The sequence below is a fragment of the Sphingopyxis sp. H053 genome (assembly GCF_001468225.1).
GTDB lineage: Bacteria > Pseudomonadota > Alphaproteobacteria > Sphingomonadales > Sphingomonadaceae > Sphingopyxis.
The window spans coordinates 269,418-289,710 of the sequence record NZ_LNRU01000001.1 but is presented as its reverse complement, the minus strand read 5'-3'; the positions used below and the strand labels follow the sequence as shown (position 1 = coordinate 289,710).

23 protein-coding genes and 1 riboswitch are annotated in these 20,293 nt (G+C 65.5%); of the genes, 13 read left to right on the top strand and 10 right to left on the bottom strand.

What is annotated here, in order from left to right; genetic code table 11:
- The first annotated feature begins 74 nt into the window (after positions 1 to 74).
- The gene (locus ATE70_RS01350) at positions 75 to 1,322 is read left to right on the top strand and encodes an adenosylmethionine--8-amino-7-oxononanoate transaminase (RefSeq protein ID WP_058536160.1); all 1,248 of its coding nucleotides are present in this window, start codon (positions 75 to 77) and stop codon (positions 1,320 to 1,322) included.
- A 313-nt stretch (positions 1,323 to 1,635) separates the two neighbouring features.
- Complete coding sequence (locus ATE70_RS01345) at positions 1,636 to 2,466, top strand: 23S rRNA (adenine(2030)-N(6))-methyltransferase RlmJ (protein ID WP_058536159.1); 831 nt, start codon at positions 1,636 to 1,638, stop codon at positions 2,464 to 2,466.
- 81 nt (positions 2,467 to 2,547) lie between these two features.
- Here the strand turns inward: ATE70_RS01345 and ATE70_RS01340 are convergent, their stop codons facing one another.
- Positions 2,548 to 2,868: a hypothetical protein gene (locus ATE70_RS01340; protein WP_058536158.1), complete on the bottom strand. Its 321-nt coding sequence runs from the start codon at positions 2,866 to 2,868 to the stop codon at positions 2,548 to 2,550.
- A 381-nt stretch (positions 2,869 to 3,249) separates the two neighbouring features.
- Here ATE70_RS01340 and ATE70_RS01335 point away from each other — a divergent pair, with 381 nt between their 5' ends.
- On the top strand, positions 3,250 to 3,663 hold the full coding sequence (locus ATE70_RS01335) for a hypothetical protein (RefSeq protein WP_056371080.1): 414 nt from the start codon (positions 3,250 to 3,252) through the stop codon (positions 3,661 to 3,663).
- 212 nt (positions 3,664 to 3,875) lie between these two features.
- Here ATE70_RS01335 and ATE70_RS01330 read toward each other — a convergent pair whose 3' ends face one another.
- Entirely contained in the window at positions 3,876 to 4,994 is a 1,119-nt protein-coding gene (locus ATE70_RS01330; protein ID WP_058536157.1) for a helix-turn-helix transcriptional regulator, read from the bottom strand.
- A gap of 194 nt (positions 4,995 to 5,188) precedes the next feature.
- Between ATE70_RS01330 and ATE70_RS01325 the strand changes: the two genes are divergently transcribed.
- The 4 genes from ATE70_RS01325 (at position 5,189) to leuA (ending at position 8,843) form a co-directional block, all read left to right on the top strand.
- Positions 5,189 to 5,827 carry a YceI family protein gene (locus tag ATE70_RS01325; protein ID WP_058536156.1) on the top strand — a complete coding sequence of 213 codons (639 nt, stop codon included), beginning with the start codon at positions 5,189 to 5,191 and terminating at the stop codon, positions 5,825 to 5,827.
- An 85-nt stretch (positions 5,828 to 5,912) separates the two neighbouring features.
- On the top strand, positions 5,913 to 6,263 hold the full coding sequence (locus tag ATE70_RS01320; protein ID WP_058536155.1) for a hypothetical protein: 351 nt from the start codon (positions 5,913 to 5,915) through the stop codon (positions 6,261 to 6,263).
- 128 nt (positions 6,264 to 6,391) lie between these two features.
- Entirely contained in the window at positions 6,392 to 6,880 is a 489-nt protein-coding gene (locus ATE70_RS01315; protein WP_058536154.1) for a rhodanese-like domain-containing protein, read from the top strand.
- Positions 6,881 to 7,178: 298 nt separating this feature from the next.
- Positions 7,179 to 8,843: a 2-isopropylmalate synthase gene (gene leuA, locus ATE70_RS01310; protein ID WP_058536153.1), complete on the top strand. Its 1,665-nt coding sequence runs from the start codon at positions 7,179 to 7,181 to the stop codon at positions 8,841 to 8,843.
- Here the strand turns inward: leuA and ATE70_RS01305 are convergent.
- Genes ATE70_RS01305 through ATE70_RS01290 form a run of 4 tightly spaced genes read right to left on the bottom strand, consistent with a single transcriptional unit; the run spans position 8,840 to position 10,806 of the window.
- Positions 8,840 to 9,511 (bottom strand): aquaporin, encoded by a 672-nt coding sequence (locus ATE70_RS01305; protein ID WP_443028776.1) that lies wholly within the window; start codon positions 9,509 to 9,511, stop codon positions 8,840 to 8,842. The two genes, leuA and ATE70_RS01305, sit on opposite strands and share 4 nt — an antisense overlap.
- Positions 9,504 to 10,013: an arsenate reductase ArsC gene (locus ATE70_RS01300; RefSeq protein WP_058536151.1), complete on the bottom strand. Its 510-nt coding sequence runs from the start codon at positions 10,011 to 10,013 to the stop codon at positions 9,504 to 9,506. Before ATE70_RS01300 ends, ATE70_RS01305 begins: the two co-directional genes overlap by 8 nt.
- Positions 10,010 to 10,465, bottom strand: a complete 456-nt coding sequence (locus tag ATE70_RS01295; RefSeq protein ID WP_058536150.1) for an ArsI/CadI family heavy metal resistance metalloenzyme — start codon at positions 10,463 to 10,465, stop codon at positions 10,010 to 10,012. Before ATE70_RS01295 ends, ATE70_RS01300 begins: the two co-directional genes overlap by 4 nt.
- The gene (locus ATE70_RS01290; RefSeq protein ID WP_058536149.1) at positions 10,462 to 10,806 is read right to left on the bottom strand and encodes an ArsR/SmtB family transcription factor; all 345 of its coding nucleotides are present in this window, start codon (positions 10,804 to 10,806) and stop codon (positions 10,462 to 10,464) included. The genes ATE70_RS01295 and ATE70_RS01290 overlap by 4 nt, the downstream gene beginning before the upstream one ends.
- A 157-nt stretch (positions 10,807 to 10,963) precedes the next feature.
- Here ATE70_RS01290 and ATE70_RS01285 point away from each other — a divergent pair, with 157 nt between their 5' ends.
- A complete protein-coding gene (locus tag ATE70_RS01285) occupies positions 10,964 to 11,962 on the top strand; it encodes a hypothetical protein (RefSeq protein WP_058536148.1) in 999 nt (332 codons plus the stop codon).
- A 118-nt stretch (positions 11,963 to 12,080) separates the two neighbouring features.
- On the opposite strand, the gene ATE70_RS24640 is transcribed toward ATE70_RS01285, so the two are convergent.
- Positions 12,081 to 12,377, bottom strand: a complete 297-nt coding sequence (locus ATE70_RS24640; RefSeq protein WP_156419579.1) for a hypothetical protein — start codon at positions 12,375 to 12,377, stop codon at positions 12,081 to 12,083.
- Between the two features lie 344 nt (positions 12,378 to 12,721).
- Positions 12,722 to 12,924: riboswitch (cobalamin riboswitch) on the top strand.
- Positions 12,925 to 13,040: 116 nt separating this feature from the next.
- On the opposite strand from ATE70_RS24640, the gene metE reads away from it, so the two are divergent.
- The 5 genes from metE to ATE70_RS01260 all read left to right on the top strand — a co-directional run bounded on the left by metE (position 13,041) and on the right by ATE70_RS01260 (position 17,013).
- Positions 13,041 to 15,353 (top strand): 5-methyltetrahydropteroyltriglutamate--homocysteine S-methyltransferase, encoded by a 2,313-nt coding sequence (metE, locus tag ATE70_RS01280; RefSeq protein ID WP_058536147.1) that lies wholly within the window; start codon positions 13,041 to 13,043, stop codon positions 15,351 to 15,353.
- A 7-nt stretch (positions 15,354 to 15,360) separates the two neighbouring features.
- Positions 15,361 to 15,747, top strand: a complete 387-nt coding sequence (locus ATE70_RS01275; protein ID WP_231740050.1) for an acyl-CoA thioesterase — start codon at positions 15,361 to 15,363, stop codon at positions 15,745 to 15,747.
- A 153-nt stretch (positions 15,748 to 15,900) separates the two neighbouring features.
- A complete protein-coding gene (locus ATE70_RS01270) occupies positions 15,901 to 16,212 on the top strand; it encodes an antitoxin Xre/MbcA/ParS toxin-binding domain-containing protein (protein ID WP_058800977.1) in 312 nt (103 codons plus the stop codon).
- Positions 16,213 to 16,220: 8 nt separating this feature from the next.
- Positions 16,221 to 16,442: a hypothetical protein gene (locus tag ATE70_RS01265; RefSeq protein ID WP_231732549.1), complete on the top strand. Its 222-nt coding sequence runs from the start codon at positions 16,221 to 16,223 to the stop codon at positions 16,440 to 16,442.
- 76 nt (positions 16,443 to 16,518) lie between these two features.
- Positions 16,519 to 17,013, top strand: coding sequence for a hemerythrin domain-containing protein (locus ATE70_RS01260; protein WP_058536143.1), 495 nt, complete (start codon positions 16,519 to 16,521; stop codon positions 17,011 to 17,013).
- Positions 17,014 to 17,107: 94 nt separating this feature from the next.
- Here the strand turns inward: ATE70_RS01260 and ATE70_RS01255 are convergent, their stop codons facing one another.
- The 3 genes from ATE70_RS01255 to ATE70_RS01245 form a co-directional block, all read right to left on the bottom strand.
- Positions 17,108 to 18,136 (bottom strand): choice-of-anchor A family protein, encoded by a 1,029-nt coding sequence (locus ATE70_RS01255; RefSeq protein WP_058536497.1) that lies wholly within the window; start codon positions 18,134 to 18,136, stop codon positions 17,108 to 17,110.
- A 204-nt stretch (positions 18,137 to 18,340) separates the two neighbouring features.
- A complete protein-coding gene (locus ATE70_RS01250) occupies positions 18,341 to 19,012 on the bottom strand; it encodes a DUF6445 family protein (protein WP_197411371.1) in 672 nt (223 codons plus the stop codon).
- On the bottom strand, positions 19,009 to 20,271 hold the full coding sequence (locus tag ATE70_RS01245; RefSeq protein ID WP_058536496.1) for an RNA polymerase sigma factor: 1,263 nt from the start codon (positions 20,269 to 20,271) through the stop codon (positions 19,009 to 19,011). The genes ATE70_RS01250 and ATE70_RS01245 overlap by 4 nt, the downstream gene beginning before the upstream one ends.
- Positions 20,272 to 20,293 lie beyond the last annotated feature (22 nt).

Here is a 20,293-nt window from a genome sequence, read left to right as displayed (position 1 = left end):
CTTTTTCTTTGCATCGTTCGCGACTAAGCGGGATTCCCGCCTTCGCGGGAATGACGAAAGAGAATGGTTCCCACATGACCTCCCCCATCTGGCACCCCTTCACCCAGCACGGCCTCGGCGACCCCATCCCGCTGATTTCGCACGCCAAAGACGCCAAACTCTACGCCGCCGACGGCCAAAGCTGGATCGACGCCATCTCCTCATGGTGGGTCACCACCCACGGCCACGCGCACCCGCGCATCATGGCCGCGATCCGCGCCCAGACCGAAAAGCTCGACCAGCTCATCTTCGCCGGCTGGACGCACGAGCCCGCCGAAAGCCTCGCCGCCGAGCTGATCCGCATCGCCCCCGATCCGCTCACGCGCGTCTTCTTCTCGGACTCGGGCTCGACCAGCGTCGAGGTCGCGCTCAAAATGGCGCTCGGCTACTGGTATAACATCGGCGAGCCGCGCAGCCGCATCCTCGTCCTCGAGCATAGCTATCACGGCGACACGATCGGCACGATGTCGGTCGGCGAGCGCGGCGTCTACAACCGCGCCTGGCAGCCGCTGCTGTTCGACGTCGACACCATCCCCTTCCCGCACGAAGGCCGCGAACAGGCGACGCTCGACGCGCTCGAAGCCGCCTGCGCACAAAAACCCGCCGCCTTCATCGTCGAACCCTTGATCCTCGGCGCCGGCGGCATGCTCATCTATCCCGCATGGGTGCTCGCCGAGATGCGCGCCATCTGCGCCCGCCACGGCGTGCTCTTCATCGCCGACGAGGTGATGACCGGCTGGGGCCGCACCGGCACGCGCTTCGCCTGCGATCAGGCGGGCGTCATCCCCGACATCGTCTGCCTGTCGAAGGGCCTGACCGGCGGAAGCCTGCCGCTCGCGGTCACCCTCTGCATCGAACCGATCTTCGAGGCCCATTTTTCGACCGACCGCAGCAAGACCTTCTATCATTCGTCGAGCTACACCGCGAACCCGATCGCCTGCGCCGCCGCGAACGCGAACCTCGAAATCTGGCGCGACGAGCCCGTCCAGCAACGCATCGACACCCTCGCCGACGCACAGGCCGCGCATCTGTCGCTGCTCAGCCACGACCCGCGCGCCCAAAACCCGCGCCGCCTCGGCACCATCGCCGCGCTCGACATCGTCGTCCCCGACGCGGGCTATCTCTCGAACCTCGCCCCGCGCCTGATCGCCTTCACCCGCGACCACGGCGTCCTCCTCCGCCCGCTCGGCAACACGCTCTACGTGATGCCGCCCTATTGCATCACCGCCGACGAACTGACGCAGGTGTGGGGTGCGATCAGCGCCTCGCTCGGCGCCATATAGGGCAGTGGCGGGAAACGACCGATCCAAGTCATTCGACATCGGGCGGATGCAGGTCCGCTACTGACGGACGCGGGCGTCGAAGCGCCGCAGTTCTGATAATGCGACGTTATGTGAATGTTCGTCCGACATCAGACGACCGGACGCTTCGCGGCAAAGCCAATCGCATCCGGCTCGTTGAGGCCTTGCGCAGAATGCTTTGAAGGTTTCCGCCCGATTCTATACGGGCACCGGATTGGTTGCTTCCATCGCCTCGCGCTCGGCTTCCGCGCCCAGCCGTTGGTATAGAGGCAGATCGCCAGGATTTTGAGTTACAATGAATTATCGCCATTCCTTCCATGCCGGCAACAGCGCCGATGTCGTAAAGCACTGCCTGCTCATCGCCCTCGTGCGGGCGTTGCAGCTCAAAGAGAGCGCGCTCACCCTGATCGACACCCATGCCGGGTGCGGGCTGTACGACCTTGGCGGCGAGGAGGCGAGGCGCACCGGTGAGGCTACACAAGGCGTAGTGCGCGCCTTTGCCGACACGAACCCCTTGCTGGACGACTATCGCGCCGCCGTGCAGGCGGTAAATGCCGGGGAAGAGCCGCGCCTCTACCCCGGATCGCCGCGCTTCTTGGCGCAGCTTCTGCGTCCGCAGGATTTTCTGATCCTGAACGAGAAGCATCCCGACGACGCCTATGCCCTGCGCGGCGCGATGCGCGGCACATCCGCCGCCGTGCATCAGCGCGACGCCTACGAGCTTTGGCTGGCGATGCTGCCGCCCCGCACCGCGCGCGGCGTGGTGGTGGTCGACCCGCCGTACGAGCAGACCGATGAACGCGCACAGATTACCGCCACCCTCGCCGCCGCGCACCGCAAATGGGCGCATGGCGTGACGGTGATCTGGTATCCGCTGAAAGACCGCGCCACGCATGTGCGGTGGAAGGCGCAGCTACGCAAGCTCGGCATCCCGAAATTTCTGGTGGTGGAGCATTGGTTGTACGATCGCGATCAGCCCGACATTTATAACGGCGCGGGCCTTTTTATCGTCAACCCGCCCTACGCCTTCACGCAGGCGCTGCCGCCTCTGCTGGAAGCCCTGCGCGCCGCGCTGGCGCCGGAGGGGCATAGGGGAGCGATCACAACCGATTGGTTGGGCGATTAAAATAAACCCTCATATTCCCCTTCTCCCAAAGGAGGAATTGCCGCGCTTCAGGCTGGATGCCAGTGCTCCAGACGATTGCGCTTAGTCGCCGTTGGCATCAACCATGAAGACTATCGGCTTGCCGCGAGAAGTCGGGTCCCATCCTGCCGACAATGCCGCTCGCACCCCTCGCAGGGCTATCGCGTCGTTGATGTGCGAACGCCCTTTCGGCAAACCTTTCAACAGGCGCTTTGGCGTCGGAAATTCCAGCACGGCTTCGCGTGGCATATCTCTCTGGCGCAGGGCGACCCTCATGCCCCTCCAGCCTTCGGAAGAGGACAGTTGGGGCTCGCTCAGGAGTTCCCAGTCATATTTGACACCATCGATTTGGACGGTGCCGCCGTGGCCGTGCAGGTGAAGCATAGGATGCCCTTAGCAGGTTAGGCGCGGCGCTCCAGTCGGTTCACATCAAAGATCGGCTGCCGGAAGGTTTACCGGCCAAGACAGCCGCTCCGCGGCGACGATATCGACCGGAAGTTGCCATCCTTCTCCCTTCCCGCTTGCGGGAGGGGTCGGGGGGCATGCAGCGTTGCAAAGGCCCACCCCGCTACGACGAACTACCGGAACGGGGTCTGGTTTTCCATTTTCGAGACACCATCTGAGTAACATCGGCCCCGCGCCGGGCCGCCGCATTCCCGTTCCCGCCGAAAGCGCAATGGGTTAGGCCGGGCGAGTTCGGCTTAGGTTCATCTTCGCGCATCAATCTGCGCCGCGGGGATACGGGGTCTGGGAACGCGATCGATAATGAAGAAAACAGCCGGCCTCCTCCTCCCCCTCTTCGCGGCACTCGCCTTCGCCGCGCCCGCACTGGCGCAGAATGACAGCTCGCTCGCGCAATCGGGCGAGCCGCCGCAGCGCACCTCGGTCCTCTACACCTATGGCGACGAACCCTGCCCCGAACCCAAAGGCGACGAGATCGTCGTCTGCGCGCAGCAGCCCGAGACCGAACGCTACCGCGTGCCCAAGGAATTGCGCGAAGAGTTGAAGGAAGATGTTCCCGCCGGCGGCGGCAGCTGGGCCTCGGCCGTCGACGGCTATACCAATGGCGCCGCGGCAGCGAGCCGCCCGAACAGCTGCTCGCCCGTCGGCAGCTACGGTTTCACCGGCTGCGCCGCCGCGGCGATGCGCGAATGGTTCGAGGCACGCCGCGCGCCCTAGGGGCAGGACCCTGACCCTCTGCTCGTCGCATATACCCCGAACGGGGTATGACACTCGCGACAGATCGATGATACCCGCCGCAGATCAACGGCTTGCCTCGGCCTGCCGGTGGATCATGGGGGGCACGGCGTTGCACGGCAATGACGGCGCCCGGCCTGAGGGGGGATATCGGCGGCTCGCGACCCGCCGCCGGTATCTTCCGGTCCGTTCCTTTAGCGCAGCAACCGGTTCACCAGCGCCGTCAGTTCGGCCTCGCGGGCGACGTCGCTCTTGCGCAGGATCGACTTGATCTGCGTGCCCAGCGTTTGCGTGCTCGTGCCGCGCCCCGCCGCGATCTCCTCGCGCGCCTCGCCATTCGCCAGGCGCAGCGCGATCTCGGCCTCGGCTTCGGTCAGGCCCAGCGCCGCGCGCAGCGGCACGATCCGCATCGCGGGAATATCCGCGGCGCGCCGCGCGACCACCAGCACGCGCGGGTCGAATCCGAAATCCCATTCGCGCCGCGGCAGGCGGAAGAGTTCGCACAATAACCCGTCCTCGCCATCTTGCGGCGACCCGATCCAGTGCTGCTGCATCGCCTCCCCGTTCAGCGCGCGTGTCAGCGCCGCCTGCAACGCCGTATCGGCATCGCGGCGCGCGGCACCCAGCCGGCCGCGGCGCAGGCGCAGCGCTCCGCCCGCGCCCCCGCCCGGCCCATCGCCGACAATCGCCTCGGCCGCCCCCGACAGCGCCGCAACCGCGCCGTGGCGGTCGACCAGAAAGGCCGCGACATCGATCGCGTCGAACGCGCCGACGGTCATCGCGGCGCCGCGCTGCGCCATCGCCTGCTGCATGCGGACCGCCGCCAGCGCATAGGTCGCGCCCGCGGCGAACAGCTTGCGGTCGCGCTGCCCGGTGCGACCGTCGCGCTCGGACCGCAGCGCCGCCAGCCCGACGAGCAGCCCCTCGCCCTCGACCAACACGGTCTGGCAGCCGTGGACGCCGTCCCACTTACGGATATGCTCTTCATAATCGTCGGTGCCGCTGTGCTGGCGCGCGATGTCGTAATGCGCCTCGCTCAATATCTCGAGCGGGCGGCCGCTCGCGGCGACGCGCCAGTTGACCTCGGGCCGCCATCCCTCGATTTCCACGAATTCGCGCTGATAGGCGGGGTCGATATCGGGCATGAAGTTGAACAAAGTCGCGTCGTCGCCCAGCCCCAGCAATTGCGCGCGCGACGATCCGGTCCGCCGCGCGAACAGACGCAACGCCGCGTTCCAGCCGTCCGCTTCGAACGGCGCCGCCAGAAAGGCATTTTCAACCTCGCCCGATTCGCGGGCGAACAAGCTATCCATCGACGTCGGCCCCCAGCCTTCGTGCCCAGCTTTCGTAGCTTACCGCGTTGCAGCATGAAAGCGGGCGCGGCACAAGCGCCTTGCGGTGATGCGCAGCCGCAACCCAAATCGCAACGCTGCGTTTCCGTGGGGCTTATTGACGCCGTCCCTCGCCTTCGCCTAGCTTCCCGCCGTCCTCAACAGGAGACTTTCTCATGCGTCGCATCGTCCCCCTCGCCGCCCTCGCACTCGCCCTCGTCGCCACCCCGATCGTCCTCGCGCAGGGCGGCTCCGCCCCCGGCGCGCCCGACAAGACGCGCGTCACCGCGGGCACCTACGCCGCCGACGCCGGCCACACGATGGTCGTGTGGGAAGTCGATCACCTCGGCTTCAGCAAATATACCGGCATTTTCGGCGACGTGACCGGCACCCTCGTCATCGATCCCAAGAACCTCGCCGCGGCGAAGGTCGACGTCACGATCCCCGTGGCAAAGGTCACCACCGCCAGCGCCGGGCTGACCAGCCACCTGCTGCGCGCCGGCAAGGACGGCGGCAAGCCCGACTTCTTCGGCGCCGCCCCCGCCGACGCCAAATTCGTCTCGACCAGCGTCGTGCTCGACAGCGACGGCGACGAGGCCAAGGTCACCGGCAATCTGACGCTCAACGGCGTGACCAAGCCCGTCACGCTCGACGTCGATTTCCACGGCGCGGGCATGGGCATGAACAAGAAGGAAACCATCGGTTTCCAGGCCGAAACCACGATCAAGCGCAGCGATTTCGGCGTCTCGATGGGCATTCCCTACGTCAGCGACGCGGTCGAACTCGAAATCCACGCGGCGTTCGAAAAGCAGTAAGCTCACGCCAATCTGTCACACGCACCGCGTAAACATGGGGCGGGACCAGCGATGGTCCCGCCCCTTTTCGTACAGGAGCCATGTGATGAGCGAACTGGTACGCGAAATTGTCGAAGTGAACGCCTCGATCGACGGCGACGAGGAAAATCCGCTGCTCGTCGTCGAGGTCGAGGGTCTTGCCCCCACCATCGGCTGGGCGAATATCCGGCTCGACCCGCATGTCTACATCACCCCGCCCGACGACGGCGTGCAGGATTTCGACCTCGTCGGCGATCGCCCGGCGGACGCCGCCGAAGTCCTCAGCGAAGTCGAGGCCGCGTGGGAAGGCCCGCTTCTGGACTGGTGCATCGGCGTGCGCATCCACGCGGTCGACAATCTGATTGAGGACGAGGTTTTCGAACCGTGGGACGAAGACGACGAGAGCGAAGCCGCTTGACGCTCGCCCCGCCACCACCCCCTGCACTGCGCCGGGCCGCAAGATCCCTTGCGGCCCGGCGCCATTTTCGGTTCATCGCAGAGCCAGCAACCGCGGCGTAGCCTCCCCATATTCAAGGGAGGATCACCATGCGCACCCTGCTTCTCGCTCTCGCCCTCACCGCCGCCACCCCCGCGCTGGCGCAAGCGAACCCGCAAATCGATTATCCCGCCTTCCAGGCGCTGACCGCCAGCGTCGCCCAGGCGCGCGCGACGCGCCTCATCGCCTTCGACGCCTTCAAGGCCGAGGCCGCAAAGCCCGGCACCCTCCTCCTCGACGCGCGCTCGAAGGACGCCTTCGCGCGCGGCCATATCAAGGGCGCGGTCAACCTGCCGCTCACCGACTTCACCGCCGAGAGCCTCGCCGCGGTGATCGGCGCCAGCACCGATCGCCCCATCCTCATCTATTGCAACAATAATTTCTCGAACCACCGCAGCCCGGTGCCGCTCAAATCGGCCGCGCTCGCGCTCAATATCCAGACCTTCATCAACCTCGTCGGCTATGGTTATCCGAACGTCAGCGAGCTCGCCGACGTTGTCGATTTCACCGATCCGAAGGTCGAATGGGTGACAGGCTGAGCCCGCCGCCGTTCTTCACTCGTCACCCCCGCGAAGGCGGGGGGTCCCGCTTTTACCGCAATAGCGGGATCCCCGCCTTCGCGGGGATGACGAAGGAGGCGCAATCACGCAATTTTCACACTCCCCCCTTGCCAAACGCGACATTTTGAACCAATAGCCTCCCCATGCGCGGCAACGCCCTTCTTCTTCTGCGACTTACACGCCCTTGGGCGTGACACTGGCTGCGCGCTAGTCGCGGCCACCCGCTCAAGGGTCCGATCGACACAGCATCGCAACCACCAGAAGAAGTCCAAACATCATGACCATGCTCCGCGACCCCTCGGTCAAGTATAGCGCCTTTCCGCAGATTCCCTTGAGCAATCGCGAATGGCCCGGCCGCGTCACCACCCAGGCGCCGATCTGGCTCTCCACCGACATGCGCGACGGCAATCAGGCGCTGATCGACCCGATGGATGCCGAGAAAAAGGCGCGTTTCTTCGACCTGCTCGTCCGCATCGGCCTGAAAGAAATCGAAGTCGGCTTCCCCAGCGCCGGCGCGACCGAGTTCGACTTCATCTCCGGCCTCGTCAAATCGGGCCGCATCCCCGACGACGTCACCCCGCAGGTGCTGACGCAAAGCCGCGCCGACCTCATCCGCACCAGCTTCGACAGCCTCGCGGGCGCAAAGACCGCGATCGTCCACGTCTATAACGCGGTCAGCCCCGCGTGGCGCAAGATCGTCTTCGGCATGGAAATGGCCGAGATCAAGCAGATCGCGATCGAGGGCGCAAAGCAGCTCCGCGACAACGCCGCGCGTCTGCCGCAGACGAACTGGCGCTTCGAATACAGCCCCGAAACCTTCTCGACCGCCGAAATCGATTTCTCAATCGAGGTGTGCGCCGCGGTGATGGACATCCTCCAGCCCACCACCGAAAACCCGATCATCCTCAACCTGCCCGCGACGGTCGAGGCGGCGACCCCGAACATCTACGCCGACCAGATCGAATATTTCGGCAAAAATCTGCCCGGCCGCGACAAGGCGATCATCAGCCTGCACACCCACAACGACCGCGGCACCGGCGTCGCGGCGGCCGAGCTCGGCCTGCTCGCGGGCGCCGACCGCGTCGAGGGCTGCCTGTTCGGCAATGGCGAGCGCACCGGCAACACCTGCCTCGTCACCATCGCGCTCAACATGTACACGCAGGGCGTCGACCCGCAGCTGGACTTCTCGAACATCGACGAGGTCATCCAGACGGTCGAATATTGCAACCAGCTCCCCGTCCACCCGCGCCATCCCTATGGCGGCGAGCTCGTCTACACCGCCTTTTCGGGCAGCCATCAGGACGCGATCAAGAAAGGCTTCGCCGCGCGCGAGCGCCAGAATGACGAGCGCTGGGAAGTCCCCTACCTGCCCATCGACCCCGCCGACCTCGGCCGCAGCTATGAAGCGGTGATCCGCGTCAACAGCCAGTCGGGCAAGGGCGGCGTCGCATGGGTGCTCGAACAGGACAAGGGCCTGAAACTGCCCAAGAAAATGCAGGCGAGTTTCAGCCACGTCGTGCAGGCCTTGGCCGACGAAACGAGCCGCGAACTCGGCGCCGAGGACATCTGGGGCGCCTTCGACCACGCCTATCTGGTGACCGAGGGCAAGCGCTTCCAACTCGTCGACTGGTCGGAGAGCCATGCGGGCACCGACCGCATCTTCGCCGGCAAGCTCACCATTGACGGCGCGACGCGCAGCGTCAGCGGCCGCGGCAACGGCCTGATGAGCAGCGTCATCGCCGCGCTGGCGGAAAGCGGCGGCCCGATCATGGACATCGTCGACTATAGCGAGCACGCGATCGGCCAGGGCAGCAATGTGCAGGCCGCGGCATACGTCGAATGCCGCACCGCGGACGGGAAGAGCCTGTTCGGCTGCGGGCTGGATACCGACGTCGCGACGGCGAGTGTTAGGGCGATCCTAAGCGCCGCCAACGGCGCCTAGTCGCTACGCGGAAACAGAAGCACGGCAACGCCGCTGGCGCCGATGGCGCCAGCGACTTGCGCGACAACAAACAACGGCACGTCATGCGGCGCAATCCCCGCGAAGGTGTCCGAAAGGCTGCGCGCTACGGTGATTGCCGGATTTGCAAAGCTGGTCGATGACGTGAACCAATAGGCGGCGGTGATATACAGCCCGACCGAGGCCGCCACGGCCTGCGGCTTGTATTTCACCGTGCCGAATATCGTCAGCACAAGGCCGAAAGTGGCGACGAACTCGCCGGCCCACTGCCCCAGTCCGGTTCTCGCTTTCGCCGAAAACTGGAGCGTCGGCAGATCGAACATCAGATGGGCCGCCCACGCACCCAGGATACCAAAGGCAAGCTGTGCCGCGACATAGGCGCCAGCTTCGAGCCAAGGCAGTTCGCGCCGAAGCGCAACAACGAGCGTGACCGCCGGATTGAAATGCGCGCCCGAAATCGGACCGAGCATCGTAATCAGCACAAACAGGATGGCGCCGGTCGCAATCGTGTTGGCGAGCAAAGCGACGCCGTCATTCCCGCCCGACAGTGCCTGCGCCATGATCCCCGACCCGATGACACAGGCGAACAGGAAGAAGGCGCCTACGCCCTCGGCCGCGATACGCCGCCCGAGCAGCGCGACGTCAGCCAAGCGCCGCCTCCTCATCGGCGGTCTTCCCAATGGCGCGCAACCGTTCCGCAAGGCTCAGTTCGTCGAGACTCGCGAGCGGCAGGGCAAGCAGCAGATCGATGCGCCGTTTAAGCGCAAGATAGGCTTGCCAGAAAGCCTCGCGCTGCCCGTCGCCTTCAACGGCAGCCGGGTCTTCGATGCCCCAATGCGCTGTCACCGGCTTGCCCGGCCAGATCGGGCACATCTCGCCGGCGGCGTTGTCGCAGACGGTGAAGATGAAATCGAGCGGCGGCGCATCAGGCCCGGCAAACTCGTCCCAGCTCTTCGAGCGATAGCCCTCAGTCGAATAGCCCAGCTCGCCAAGCAGCGCCAAAGCGGCAGGATGCACCTCGCCCTTCGGGAAACTGCCTGCCGAATAGGCCTGAAAGCAGCCCTCGCCTTCGCGGTTCAAAATCGCCTCGGACATGATCGAACGCGCCGAATTGCCCGTGCAAAGGAAAAGGACGTTGAACGGTCGGGTCATGCCGCGCCGACCGACTTGGGAACGCAGCAGGTCGAACCAGTATCGTTGCTCGCAAGCTGATCGAGCGCGGGGCTGTCGCCATAGGTCGTCGCCTCGCCATCGGTAAAGAAGGCTTCCCAAACGATACCGTCGGGATCGGCAATCCAACTTTTCTCCGACTTTGCGTAGCAGCAGGTTGTCCGCCCCTCTTCGAGCACCGGCCCGTCGGCTGCTTTCAGGCGGCCATAGACCTCGCCGAGCTCTTCGGCGCTTTCGGCCTGTATGCCGAGATGCTCGATGCCCTTACGCGCATGATTGCCCGCCGAGATTGCAAAATTGACGCGCGGATCTTCGAGCATCCATTTGGCATAATCGTCCTTCACGACACTCGGCTCGGCACCGAACATGGTCGAATAAAAGCCGATCGAGGCATCGAGATTCTCGACGCCGACGTGGACATGCAGACGCTTCATGCGCTTTTCCTTTCCTGTGCGGGGGTTTCACACGCCACGCCCGCGCCGCAATCGGCGGCGCCGGCACAGCAATTTTCCAAGAGGTACGCGACCAGCGAATTCATCGCCGGATAGTTGGCGCGATAGATGATCGAACGATGCTGCCGTTCCTGCAAAACCAGCCCGGCCTCGCGGAGCTGCGTCAAGTGGAATGACAATGAACTGTTCGGCACGCCCAGCTTCTCGGCGATCATACCGGCGGCAAGGCCACCATCGCCGGCCTGTACCAGCAAGCGGAACAGCGCGAGGCGATGCTCCTGAGCAAGAGCGCCCAAGGCGTCGATGGCAGCGTCGGCTTTCATTTGCGAATCCTCATTTCGAATATGATGGAAATGAATGCATCTACGCTGGCTGTCAAATACAATTCGACTTTTATCGAAATAAGGGGGATTTTAGCTTTCCTACATTTTACCTAAATGGTTCATTCTATCGATTTTACCTAACCGAAATGACGAATTGATGAACGACGCTGCGCATAATCCCGCCACCATCCCCGCCCCCGGCAGCTATCACCGGACGCCGCGGCTCCAGCGCGACTTTCTCGAAGCCTTCGCCACCAACGGTTCGGTGAAGATTTCGGCGGCCAAGGTCGGCATGTCGCCGTCCGCCGTCTATCAGCTGAAGCAGCGGCCCGAGGGCGCGGCGTTCAAGCTCGGCTGCGCCGCGGCGCTGCTGATCGCGCGTGGGCGGCTCGTCGACGAGCTGCTCGACCGCGCGATCTGGGGGCATGACGAAACCGCCGAGATCCAGCGCGAGGAGGGCCGCAGCTTCGTCAAGCGCCGCCGCCTCGATTCCCGCCTCGGCCTCGCGATGCTCGCGCGGCTCGACAAGATGGTCGAAACGCGCGCCTCCCAAAAAGGAGGATGGCTGGGCGAGGAAATGTTCGCGCAGATCATCGCCGGCGACTGGCCGGGCTTCCTCGCGCTCTTCGACGCCGCCGAGGCTGTGGCGCCGGGCGCCGCCGGGGCGGAAAACACCGACGCCGAGGGGCAGTGGGACGGAATGGCCGCCGCCCTCGCGCTCTGGCTCGCCGCGCGCGGCAACCGCGCCAATCCGCTCGCAACCCTGTGGCGCGGAACCGCAATCGCGAATGAAGTTGCGCAGATTTCCGCCATTTCCGACGCCGGACCCGAAAGCGCTGACGAGGAGGGGCCGGCCCCCGAGGAAGAGGCCGCGGCAATGACCGTCTGGCACGACGAGGAAACCGGCGAGCTGCGCACCAACTTCCCGCCGCCGGGCGGTTTTATCGGCATCGAGGAAGGCGCGTTCGGCGACGAGGATTATGCGCGCACGCTCGACGCGGACGAGGAAGAAGCGTGGGAGGCCGCGCATGCCGAACTCGTCGAACCGCTGCGCCGCGCCGGCGAAGCCGCCCGCCGCGCCTTCTTCGGCCTCCCCGCCCCCGCGAACGATCCGGCGCCCGCGAGCGAAAAGCTGCGGAAATCGGCGAGCGGTTGAAACCTCTCCTCTTCGCGGGAATGACGAGGGTTGGCCTATGCGATCGCCCCCGGCAACGCGAACGCGCCGTGCGCGAAGAGCGGGGAGATGGTCGGCGAGCGTTTCTGACGCGCCCGCCTCAGTCGACGACCCAATAGTCCGCCGCGCCGCCCGGCTCATACCCGCGGCGGCAGATCAGTTCGCCCTCGCTCGTGAGCTCGGCCCACGCGCCAATCGGCTCGCGCTCCATCATCACGAGCGCCGCCGCGACATCTTCGGCCTCGAACGCGACGCGCTTTTCCATTCCGAACCAGGCATCCTGGTATCGCAGGACAAAGGTCGTCAGCGCGGGCCTGTCGGCTTGTATTTCTGGACGCGGCAGACAGTCGCATTCGCCGTCGTTGGAGCCGCTGGGGTTTTGCTGGGGGAGCTTCACTGGGGGAGAGCCTTCGGTGGGGGAAACGAAGGGGGCAGTCCCGACGGCTGGCCCAGCCGTGACCGCCGCCGGGGGCGAAATATTGGGTCGGCGATGCGTCTCCTGCGTCACACGGACATACGGACGGCACCACGAAGGGCGGCGCACGACCTCGAAAATATACGGCATATCATTGTCATACTGCCCAGTATCATCAGCAGTACGTTCGACGGGTCGCCATTTCGAATCGACAAACGACTTGACGATGGCATGGCGCGCCGGGCCGGGGCGCCGCCCGATCCGTGCCCCGGAAATGTCATATAAAGAATTCTTTATATGTGTGTTGACAGAGCCCGCCATTTCGTTATGTTTCAACCTGTCGAGGTTCTCCGCGCCCGTTGCACGGCGTGGAGCTAAGACGGGAAGCCGGTGCAAAACCGGCGCTGCCCCCGCAACTGTAAGCGGTGAGCGATGGTCGCTATGTGTCACTGGTTCGCAAGGAACCGGGAAGGCCAGACCGCCGCGTCGATCCGTGAGCCAGGAGACCTGCCTCGTCAGATACGTCCTCCGGCGGGGTGTCCGGTCAGGCCGCATGCATGGCTGCGCCCGACCCTTGCTTTGCGGGCGCAGACGCGTGCCTGCTCGTCTGCCCGGCGCCTTGCCCCTTGCAAGGTGCTTGAAGAAATGACTGTCAGCGTCGCCACCCTCGGCTTCCCCCGCATCGGCCTTCGCCGCGAGCTCAAATTCGCGCTCGAAAGCTATTGGGCGGGCAAATCAACCCTCGCCGAATTGCAGACCGCCGCATCGGGCCTCCGCGCCCTCAATTGGACGCGGCAAAAGGCACTCGGCGCCGACATCCTGCCCTCGAACGACTTCTCGCTCTACGATCACGTCCTCGACACCAGCGCGCTGATCGGCGCGGTCCCCGCCCGCTACGACTGGAGCGGCGACACCGTCGACCCCGACCTCTATTTCGCCATGGCGCGCGGCGCGCAAGGTGATGCAACGGGGCCCGCCGCCTGCGGCCACAGCCACGACACCACCGCGCAGGAAATGACCAAATGGTTCGACACCAACTATCATTTCATGGTCCCCGAACTCACCGCGGGTCAGACGTTCAAGATCGCTTCGACCAAGATCTTCGACGAATTTGAGGAAGCCAAGGCGCTGGGTTATCAAACGCGCCCCGTCCTCCTCGGCCCCGTCTCCTATCTGATGCTCGCCAAGGGCAAGGCCGTCGAACCGCTCGCACTCCTGCCGCAGCTTCTCGACGCCTACGCCGAAATCCTCGCCCGACTCGCCAAGGCCGGCGCCGAGTGGGTCCAGATCGACGAGCCCTGCCTCGTCCTCGACCTCAGCGCGGAGCAGCGCACCGCCTTCGAGCGCGCCTACGCCCGCCTCGCCACCCGCGGGCCGAAGCTGATGCTCACGACTTACTTCGGCGGTCTCGGCGACAATCTGGGTCTCGTCGCCGACCTTCCCGTCCACGGCCTCCACCTCGACCTCGTCCGCGCGCCGGGCCAGCTCGAACCCGCCCTGACGAAGCTCCAGCCGCACGTTCTGCTCTCGCTCGGCGTCGTCGACGGCCGCAACATCTGGCGCGCCAACCTCCCCGACCTCTACTGGCGCCTCAAGGAGCTCGCCGGCAAACGCGACCTCATCCTCGCCCCGTCCTGCTCGCTCCTCCACGTCCCCGTCGACCTCGTGCTCGAAACCTCGCTCGACCCCGAAATCGCCCAGTGGCTAAGCTTCGCGGCGCAAAAGATCGAGGAACTGGCGGCGCTCGCCAAGGCGCTGAACGAAGGCGAGGACGCGAGCTTCGCCGCCTTCTCGGCCTCGCGGATCGCCGCGGTCGCACGCCAGACCTCACCGAAAATCCACGACCCCGCAGTCGCCGCCCGCCTCGCCGCGCTCGACGAAGCCACAACCCGCCGCGCCTCGCCCTTCGCCGACCGACGCGACGCGCAGCAAAAGCGCCTCGCCCTCCCCGCCTACCCCACCACGACGATCGGCAGCTTCCCGCAGACTCCCGAGGTCCGCAAGGCGCGCGCCGCGCACATCAAGGGCGAGATCGACGATGCCGCCTACGACCGCTATCTGCGCGTCGAAACGCGCGCCGCGGTCAAATGGCAGGAGGAAATCGGCCTCGACGTCCTCGTCCACGGCGAGTTCGAACGTAACGACATGGTGCAATATTTCGGCGAGCAGCTCGCCGGCTTCGCCTTCACCCGCGCCGGCTGGGTGCAAAGCTATGGCTCGCGCTGCGTCCGCCCGCCGATCCTCTACGGCGACGTCTCGCGCCCCGCACCGATGACGGTCGACTGGTGGCGCTATGCGCAGGACCAGACCGACCGCCCGATGAAGGGCATGCTCACCGGCCCCGTCACCATCCTCAACTGGTCCTTCGTCCGCGACGACCAGCCGCGCGAGACGAGCTGCCGCCAGATCGCGCTAGCGATCCGCGACGAGGTGCAGGACCTCGAAGCCGCCGGTGCCGCGATCATCCAGATCGACGAAGCCGCGCTGCGCGAAGGCCTGCCGCTCCGCCGCTCCGAATGGCAGCACTATCTGGATTGGGCGGTCGAAAGCTTCCGCATCACCGCCAGCGGCGTCCGCGACGACACGCAGATCCACACGCATATGTGCTATTCGGAGTTCAACGACATCATCCGCGCGATCGGCGCGATGGACGCCGACGTCATCTCGATCGAGACCGCGCGGTCGCAGATGGAGCTGCTCGATGCCTTCGCCACCTACGCCTATCCGAACGAAGTCGGCCCCGGCGTCTACGACATCCACAGCCCGCGCATCCCCGCCGAGCGCGAGATGACCGACCTCCTGACCCTCGCCGGCAAGCATGTCCCGCCGCAGCAGATATGGGTGAACCCCGACTGCGGGCTCAAGACACGCAAATGGGACGAGGTGCGCCCCGCGCTGATCGCGATGGTCGCCGCCGCGCAGGCGATGCGCATCCGGGGCGCCTATAATGCAAACTGAGCCTGCCATGCCGACCGGCCAGCCCGCGGTGCGCGTCACCGCCATGCCCGCCAACGCCAATGTTTATGGCGACATCTTCGGCGGTTGGCTGATGGCGCAGATGGACCTCGCGGCGTCGTCGGTGGCGTCACGCCACGCACGCGGGCGCGCGGTGACGATCTCGGTGGAAGGCATGTCCTTCCACCGCCCCGTCTTCGTCGGCGACGAGGTCTCGGTGTTCGGGCGATTGGTGAAAGTCGGCCGCACCTCGATGCATGTCGAGGTCGAAGCCTGGGCGCGCGATCGTCACGCCGACGAGGATAACAAGGTCACGCAGGCGATCTTTATCTTCGTCGCCGTCGGCCCCGATCGCCGCCCGCGCGCCGTCCGCCCGCTCGCCGGGGAGATCGCCTAGACCAAAGCGCACCGCCGGGGAACCATTCCCCGGCGGTGCCTTACAATGTCCCTGCGGCGCCCCCATATAAGCGTTATCGCGGCACGCGTTTTTCGTAGGCCGCCGCGACTGAGAGACATGCGCGCTCCCGCTTACAAGGAGGAGCCGCGCGCCATGAATCCCGAAACGAGCCCCGCCGAAGCAACCGTCACCGAAGGGACCGCGGTCCCCGCCAGGACGCGGTCGAACAGCTTCTTCCGCCCAAAGCGTACCCCGCTGCCCCGCGACGACGCGCGGCGACAGGGCGACATCAGCCAGCTCGCCTTTCTGACGATGGGCGGACGCGATCCCGCGATCGCCTTTCTCAATAGCGAGAACGCCGAACTCGGCGGCCGCCCGCTCGCGCTCGCGACCGCCAGCGACACCGGCTACGAACAGGTTGCCACCGCAATCCGTGCGTGGGCGCGCGATCCGGGCTTCGAATGAGCCGCGCGATGAATCTCGCGCTCCCCGAGAGCGAGGTGAAGCAAATCTGCCTGTCGCAAGGCGTCAGCATCAGCGCGATCGAGCCGCTGCAATCGGGCGGCACCCGCCTCATCTGCACCACGCCTGCCGGCGCAGAAGAAATGCGCCTGCGTCTGCGTGGTCACATCATCGACGGCGCGGTCACCCGCCATCGCTTCTACCGCCCGCCCGGCGCGCAGGGGGGATATTAGCCTTCGGCTCGCGCAACCTTCGCCGCAGCCCCCCGTTTCTCCTTCACTCCGGGGGAGGCAATGAACGGAGACTGCAATGAACCGCGAAGATACTGACGCCACCCACATCCTGACCAAGGACCACCGCGAGGTCGAGGCATTGTTCGCAAGCTTCGAAAAGGCCGGCGGCGCCAAGGAAAAGGGCCGCATCGCCGACCAGATCTGCACCGAGCTCAAGATTCATGCGCAGATCGAGGAAGAAGTTTTCTACCCCGCGCTCAAGGGCAAGATCGACGACGACCTCCTGAAGGAAGCCTATGTCGAGCATGACGGCGCCAAAATCCTGATCAACGAGATCGTCGCCTCCAGTCCCGACGACGAATTTTTCGATTCCAAGGTCACCGTGCTCAAGGAAGAGATCGAGCATCATGTGAAAGAGGAAGAGAAAGAGCACGACAATATGTTCCAGCAAGCGCGCGCCGCCGATGTCGACCTCGACGCTCTCGGCGAACGGATGCTCGCGCGGAAAGAAGAGCTGACGGCGCAGGCCAAATCGACCGGCCTGCCGCCCGCACAAACGACGACGATGTAACTATCTCGTCGGGGCGATGGCGCGATTGTCTCACGCGTCATCGCCCGACTTGTGCGCTGTCATCCACCGGTGGATGAAAGCGACAGTAAGCGCGCTAAGCCTTGTCCCGCTTCGCCGGGCGCCGTCGCCGCAACAGGATCAATCCGCCGACGCACAGCCCGAACAGGCTAAACATCTCCGGTTCGGGAACCGGCGTCGCGCCGCCGCCCGTCGAGCTATCGCCGCCGCTTGAACTGCTGCCCGACGGCGATGTCGCATAACCGCCCTTGAACGTCCCGATATGCATCTCGCCATTCTGCTTGAGGTTGCCGAACACCGCCGACCCCTGAATGTAATTGCGCGTCTCGGCATCGGCGAGCGGCGCGAGCACCGACCCGCCCCATGCGGTGGTCAGCTTAAGATCCTCGGCCTCGGGGAAATTCCAGATCACCCGTTCGCCGAGGTTGTTCGTGCCGCCGAGGAAATTGTCGTTGAGGTTGATCGTCCGGCCGCTGACGTTGACGATTGCGGTGTCCGCGCCGTTCAGGTTGAACTGAATCTCGCCGATCTTGTCGAGGTCCGCCGCGGTGATGTTGAACACCGCCAGGCCCTGCGCATTCGGCTGCGCAGTGAAGGAGCCGCGGTTGCCCTGCACGGTCAGCTGGCTGTTCGATTTGAGCGTGCCCATTTCGAACGACAGGCTGCCCATGCTGCTCTTCAATTCGGCCTTGTTCTGCTGCAGCCCCAGCCCGAACGCCGGATTGCTCGCATCGAGGTTCGAAATCACGGTATTCTGGTTGATATTGGTGTTGCTGATCGTTCCGCCGACCTTCACGGTCTGGTTCGGGCCGTTGAGGTTGAAACCGCTCGAGACGTTGCCGCCGATCACGGCGCCCGATCCGTTGTTCAGATTCTTGTGGCTGCCCGTGACATTGCCGACGACGGTCAGCCCCGGCTGCCCGTTCGGCGAGGTCGTCGCGCGGATGCCATAGTTCGACGAATTGCCGCTGAGATTGCCACCGACGAACGTCCGACCCTCGACTTCGGACGAGGATTCAAGGTTACCGAGCACGACGAGGTTCCACTCGCGCAGCGCGTCGATCCCGGTGATCGCCTTGCTTTGCGCAAGAGCGGGCAGCGTCATCGCGGTCGCTACGAGCGCGGCAGGGAACAGGATACGGATCGGAAGAGCCACGGGTATATCGTCCAGTTTTCAATGAGAAGGCGCGGGCGCCCATAGGGCATTCGTCGTCGGCTTTACACCGAAGTGCGGCGGACCGTTGTCCCGTTCCAGAACAGCAGCGCCAAACCGTCGCGCAGCCGTGCCGAAATCGCGGCGGATGCGCCGTCAACCGATGGAGAGAAAGCCAGTCACCGTCAAACGTCCCACGCCGGGGTCGGCCGACAGCGCATTATCTGGCGAGATCGCCCCGCTGTGAAGGTTCCAGCTGCGATAAAGGAGCGCGCGATTATAGCGCGCCGGCTCGGTGCGGATGCATTCGAAAAGCGGCGTATCGCCCTGAACATATTCGGGCGGCGGCACCCCGCCGTGGCGCATTTCGATGTCAAGGTGCCGAAAGAACAGGTCGCGCCGCGTTTCGTCCACCGTCTCGAAGCCCGTCGAGCGGTGGCGGAAGAAGGCGGTGCCATCGCCGCCAGCAGGCGACAGATAATGGATCAGCGCGATGCGATCCTCGGTGAAAGCGTCGATATGCGGCAGGCGTTGCGGGATGGTCAGCTCGCCCGCCGGTGTCGAGACGATTGAAAAGCTAGCATCGACGACGGTGACCGGCCCGGTCCGCCCGAATGCTTGAGCGGCGGCGGCCGCCATGACCGGGAGCTGCGTCGCGAGATAGGCGGCGGGTAACGCCGCACGCACCCCCGGAAAATGGTTGAGTGCCGGGGCGAAATCGGCCGCCTGTGCAAAATTTCGCAAGGCATCGGGATCGGGCGCGAAATCATCGAGGACGACGAGCGGCTGTGCCTCGGTCCCGATCGTCTCGATACGAACCGACGTCATTCGGTGCATGCCGCGGCGCGCGCCAGCAGAAAGTCGCGCTCGCGCTCGTTAAGCGACAGCGCCGCCGCCGCCTCGAACTGTGCCCGTGCTTCGCCCGGCCGCCCGGCGCGGAACAGGAAATCGCCGCGCGCAGCCGGCAGCGGCGCATAATTGCGCAGCGCCGCCGCATCGGCGATCGCGTCGACCAGCCGCAATCCGGCCTCCGGGCCGAACGCCATGCTATGCGCGACCGCCCGATTGAGCTCGACCACCGGCGACGGCATCACCTGCCCCAGCCGGTCGTAGAGGCCGGCAATGCGCTGCCAGTCGGTCTCCTCCGCCGAGCGCGCCCGCGCATGGCACGCCGCAAGCGCCGCCTGCAATACATAGGGCCCGCGCGCTCCGCCCAGTTCCTCGGCGCGATCGAGCGCATTCAATCCGCGGCGGATGAGCAACTGGTCCCAGCGCGCCCGGTTCTGTTCGGTCAGCGGCACGAACCGCCCGTCGGGGCCGGCGCGCGCCGCCAGCCGCGACGCCTGAATTTCCATCAGCGCGAGCAAACCCAGCACCTCGGGCTGCTCGGGCATCAATCCGGCAAGGATACGCCCCAGTCGCTGCGCCTCGCCGCAAAGCGGCGGTCGGACGAGCGATGGCCCTGCGGTCGCGGCATAGCCTTCGTTGAAGATCAGATAGACGACCTCGAGCACCGACCCCAAGCGTGCCTGAAGCTCGGCCCCGCGCGGAACCTCGAAAGTAACTCCCGCCTTGGCGATCGCCTTCTTGGCGCGCGTGATCCGTGCTGCAATCGTTGCCTCGTTCGACAGGAAAGCCCGGGCGATCTCCTCGACCGTCAACCCGCCGACCAGCCGCAGCGTCAGCGCGGCGCGCGCCTCGGCCGAAATCACCGGATGACAGGCGGCGAAGATCAGCCCGAGCAGCTCGTCGCCGAGCGGATCGTCGAGCGCCGCCTCGACGGCCTCCGCGCTCATATCGCGCTCCTCATCGAGTTCGCGGGCGATTTCGGCATGTTTCCGCTCCCGCATCGCATGGTGCCGGACGCCGTCGATCACCCGCCGTTTCGCCGCCGCGGTCAGCCAGGCGCCCGGATTATCGGGCACCCCCGACTTCGGCCATTCGGTCAGCGCGATCAGCAGCGCCTCCTGCGCCAGCTCCTCGGCGCGGTCGACGTCGCGCGTCATCCGGGCGAGCGCGGCAATCAACCGCGCCCGCTCGATCCGGAACACCGCCTCGATCGCCCGGTGAGTTTCGTCGGCTGCCATGCCCGCCTTCTCGGCCAACGCG

Excerpts from the sequence above, each read along its gene's own strand:
- ATE70_RS01275 (WP_231740050.1), top strand. The coding sequence starts at position 15,361 with ATGCCGACCGGCCAGCCCGCGGTGCGCGTCACCGCCATGCCCGCCAAC.
- ATE70_RS01350 (WP_058536160.1), top strand. The coding sequence starts at position 75 with ATGACCTCCCCCATCTGGCACCCCTTCACCCAGCACGGCCTCGGCGAC.
- ATE70_RS01330 (WP_058536157.1), bottom strand. The coding sequence starts at position 4,994 with ATGGATAGCTTGTTCGCCCGCGAATCGGGCGAGGTTGAAAATGCCTTT.
- ATE70_RS01340 (WP_058536158.1), bottom strand. The coding sequence starts at position 2,868 with ATGCTTCACCTGCACGGCCACGGCGGCACCGTCCAAATCGATGGTGTC.
- ATE70_RS01345 (WP_058536159.1), top strand. The coding sequence starts at position 1,636 with ATGAATTATCGCCATTCCTTCCATGCCGGCAACAGCGCCGATGTCGTA.
- ATE70_RS01250 (WP_197411371.1), bottom strand. The coding sequence starts at position 19,012 with ATGACGTCGGTTCGTATCGAGACGATCGGGACCGAGGCACAGCCGCTC.
- leuA (WP_058536153.1), top strand. The coding sequence starts at position 7,179 with ATGACCATGCTCCGCGACCCCTCGGTCAAGTATAGCGCCTTTCCGCAG.
- ATE70_RS01320 (WP_058536155.1), top strand. The coding sequence starts at position 5,913 with ATGAGCGAACTGGTACGCGAAATTGTCGAAGTGAACGCCTCGATCGAC.
- ATE70_RS01265 (WP_231732549.1), top strand. The coding sequence starts at position 16,221 with ATGAATCTCGCGCTCCCCGAGAGCGAGGTGAAGCAAATCTGCCTGTCG.
- ATE70_RS01325 (WP_058536156.1), top strand. The coding sequence starts at position 5,189 with ATGCGTCGCATCGTCCCCCTCGCCGCCCTCGCACTCGCCCTCGTCGCC.
- ATE70_RS01255 (WP_058536497.1), bottom strand. The coding sequence starts at position 18,136 with ATGACGCTGCCCGCTCTTGCGCAAAGCAAGGCGATCACCGGGATCGAC.
- ATE70_RS01245 (WP_058536496.1), bottom strand. The coding sequence starts at position 20,271 with ATGGCAGCCGACGAAACTCACCGGGCGATCGAGGCGGTGTTCCGGATC.
- ATE70_RS01335 (WP_056371080.1), top strand. The coding sequence starts at position 3,250 with ATGAAGAAAACAGCCGGCCTCCTCCTCCCCCTCTTCGCGGCACTCGCC.
- ATE70_RS01290 (WP_058536149.1), bottom strand. The coding sequence starts at position 10,806 with ATGAAAGCCGACGCTGCCATCGACGCCTTGGGCGCTCTTGCTCAGGAG.
- ATE70_RS01260 (WP_058536143.1), top strand. The coding sequence starts at position 16,519 with ATGAACCGCGAAGATACTGACGCCACCCACATCCTGACCAAGGACCAC.
- ATE70_RS01285 (WP_058536148.1), top strand. The coding sequence starts at position 10,964 with ATGAACGACGCTGCGCATAATCCCGCCACCATCCCCGCCCCCGGCAGC.
- metE (WP_058536147.1), top strand. The coding sequence starts at position 13,041 with ATGACTGTCAGCGTCGCCACCCTCGGCTTCCCCCGCATCGGCCTTCGC.
- ATE70_RS01270 (WP_058800977.1), top strand. The coding sequence starts at position 15,901 with ATGAATCCCGAAACGAGCCCCGCCGAAGCAACCGTCACCGAAGGGACC.
- ATE70_RS01300 (WP_058536151.1), bottom strand. The coding sequence starts at position 10,013 with ATGACCCGACCGTTCAACGTCCTTTTCCTTTGCACGGGCAATTCGGCG.
- ATE70_RS01295 (WP_058536150.1), bottom strand. The coding sequence starts at position 10,465 with ATGAAGCGTCTGCATGTCCACGTCGGCGTCGAGAATCTCGATGCCTCG.
- ATE70_RS01315 (WP_058536154.1), top strand. The coding sequence starts at position 6,392 with ATGCGCACCCTGCTTCTCGCTCTCGCCCTCACCGCCGCCACCCCCGCG.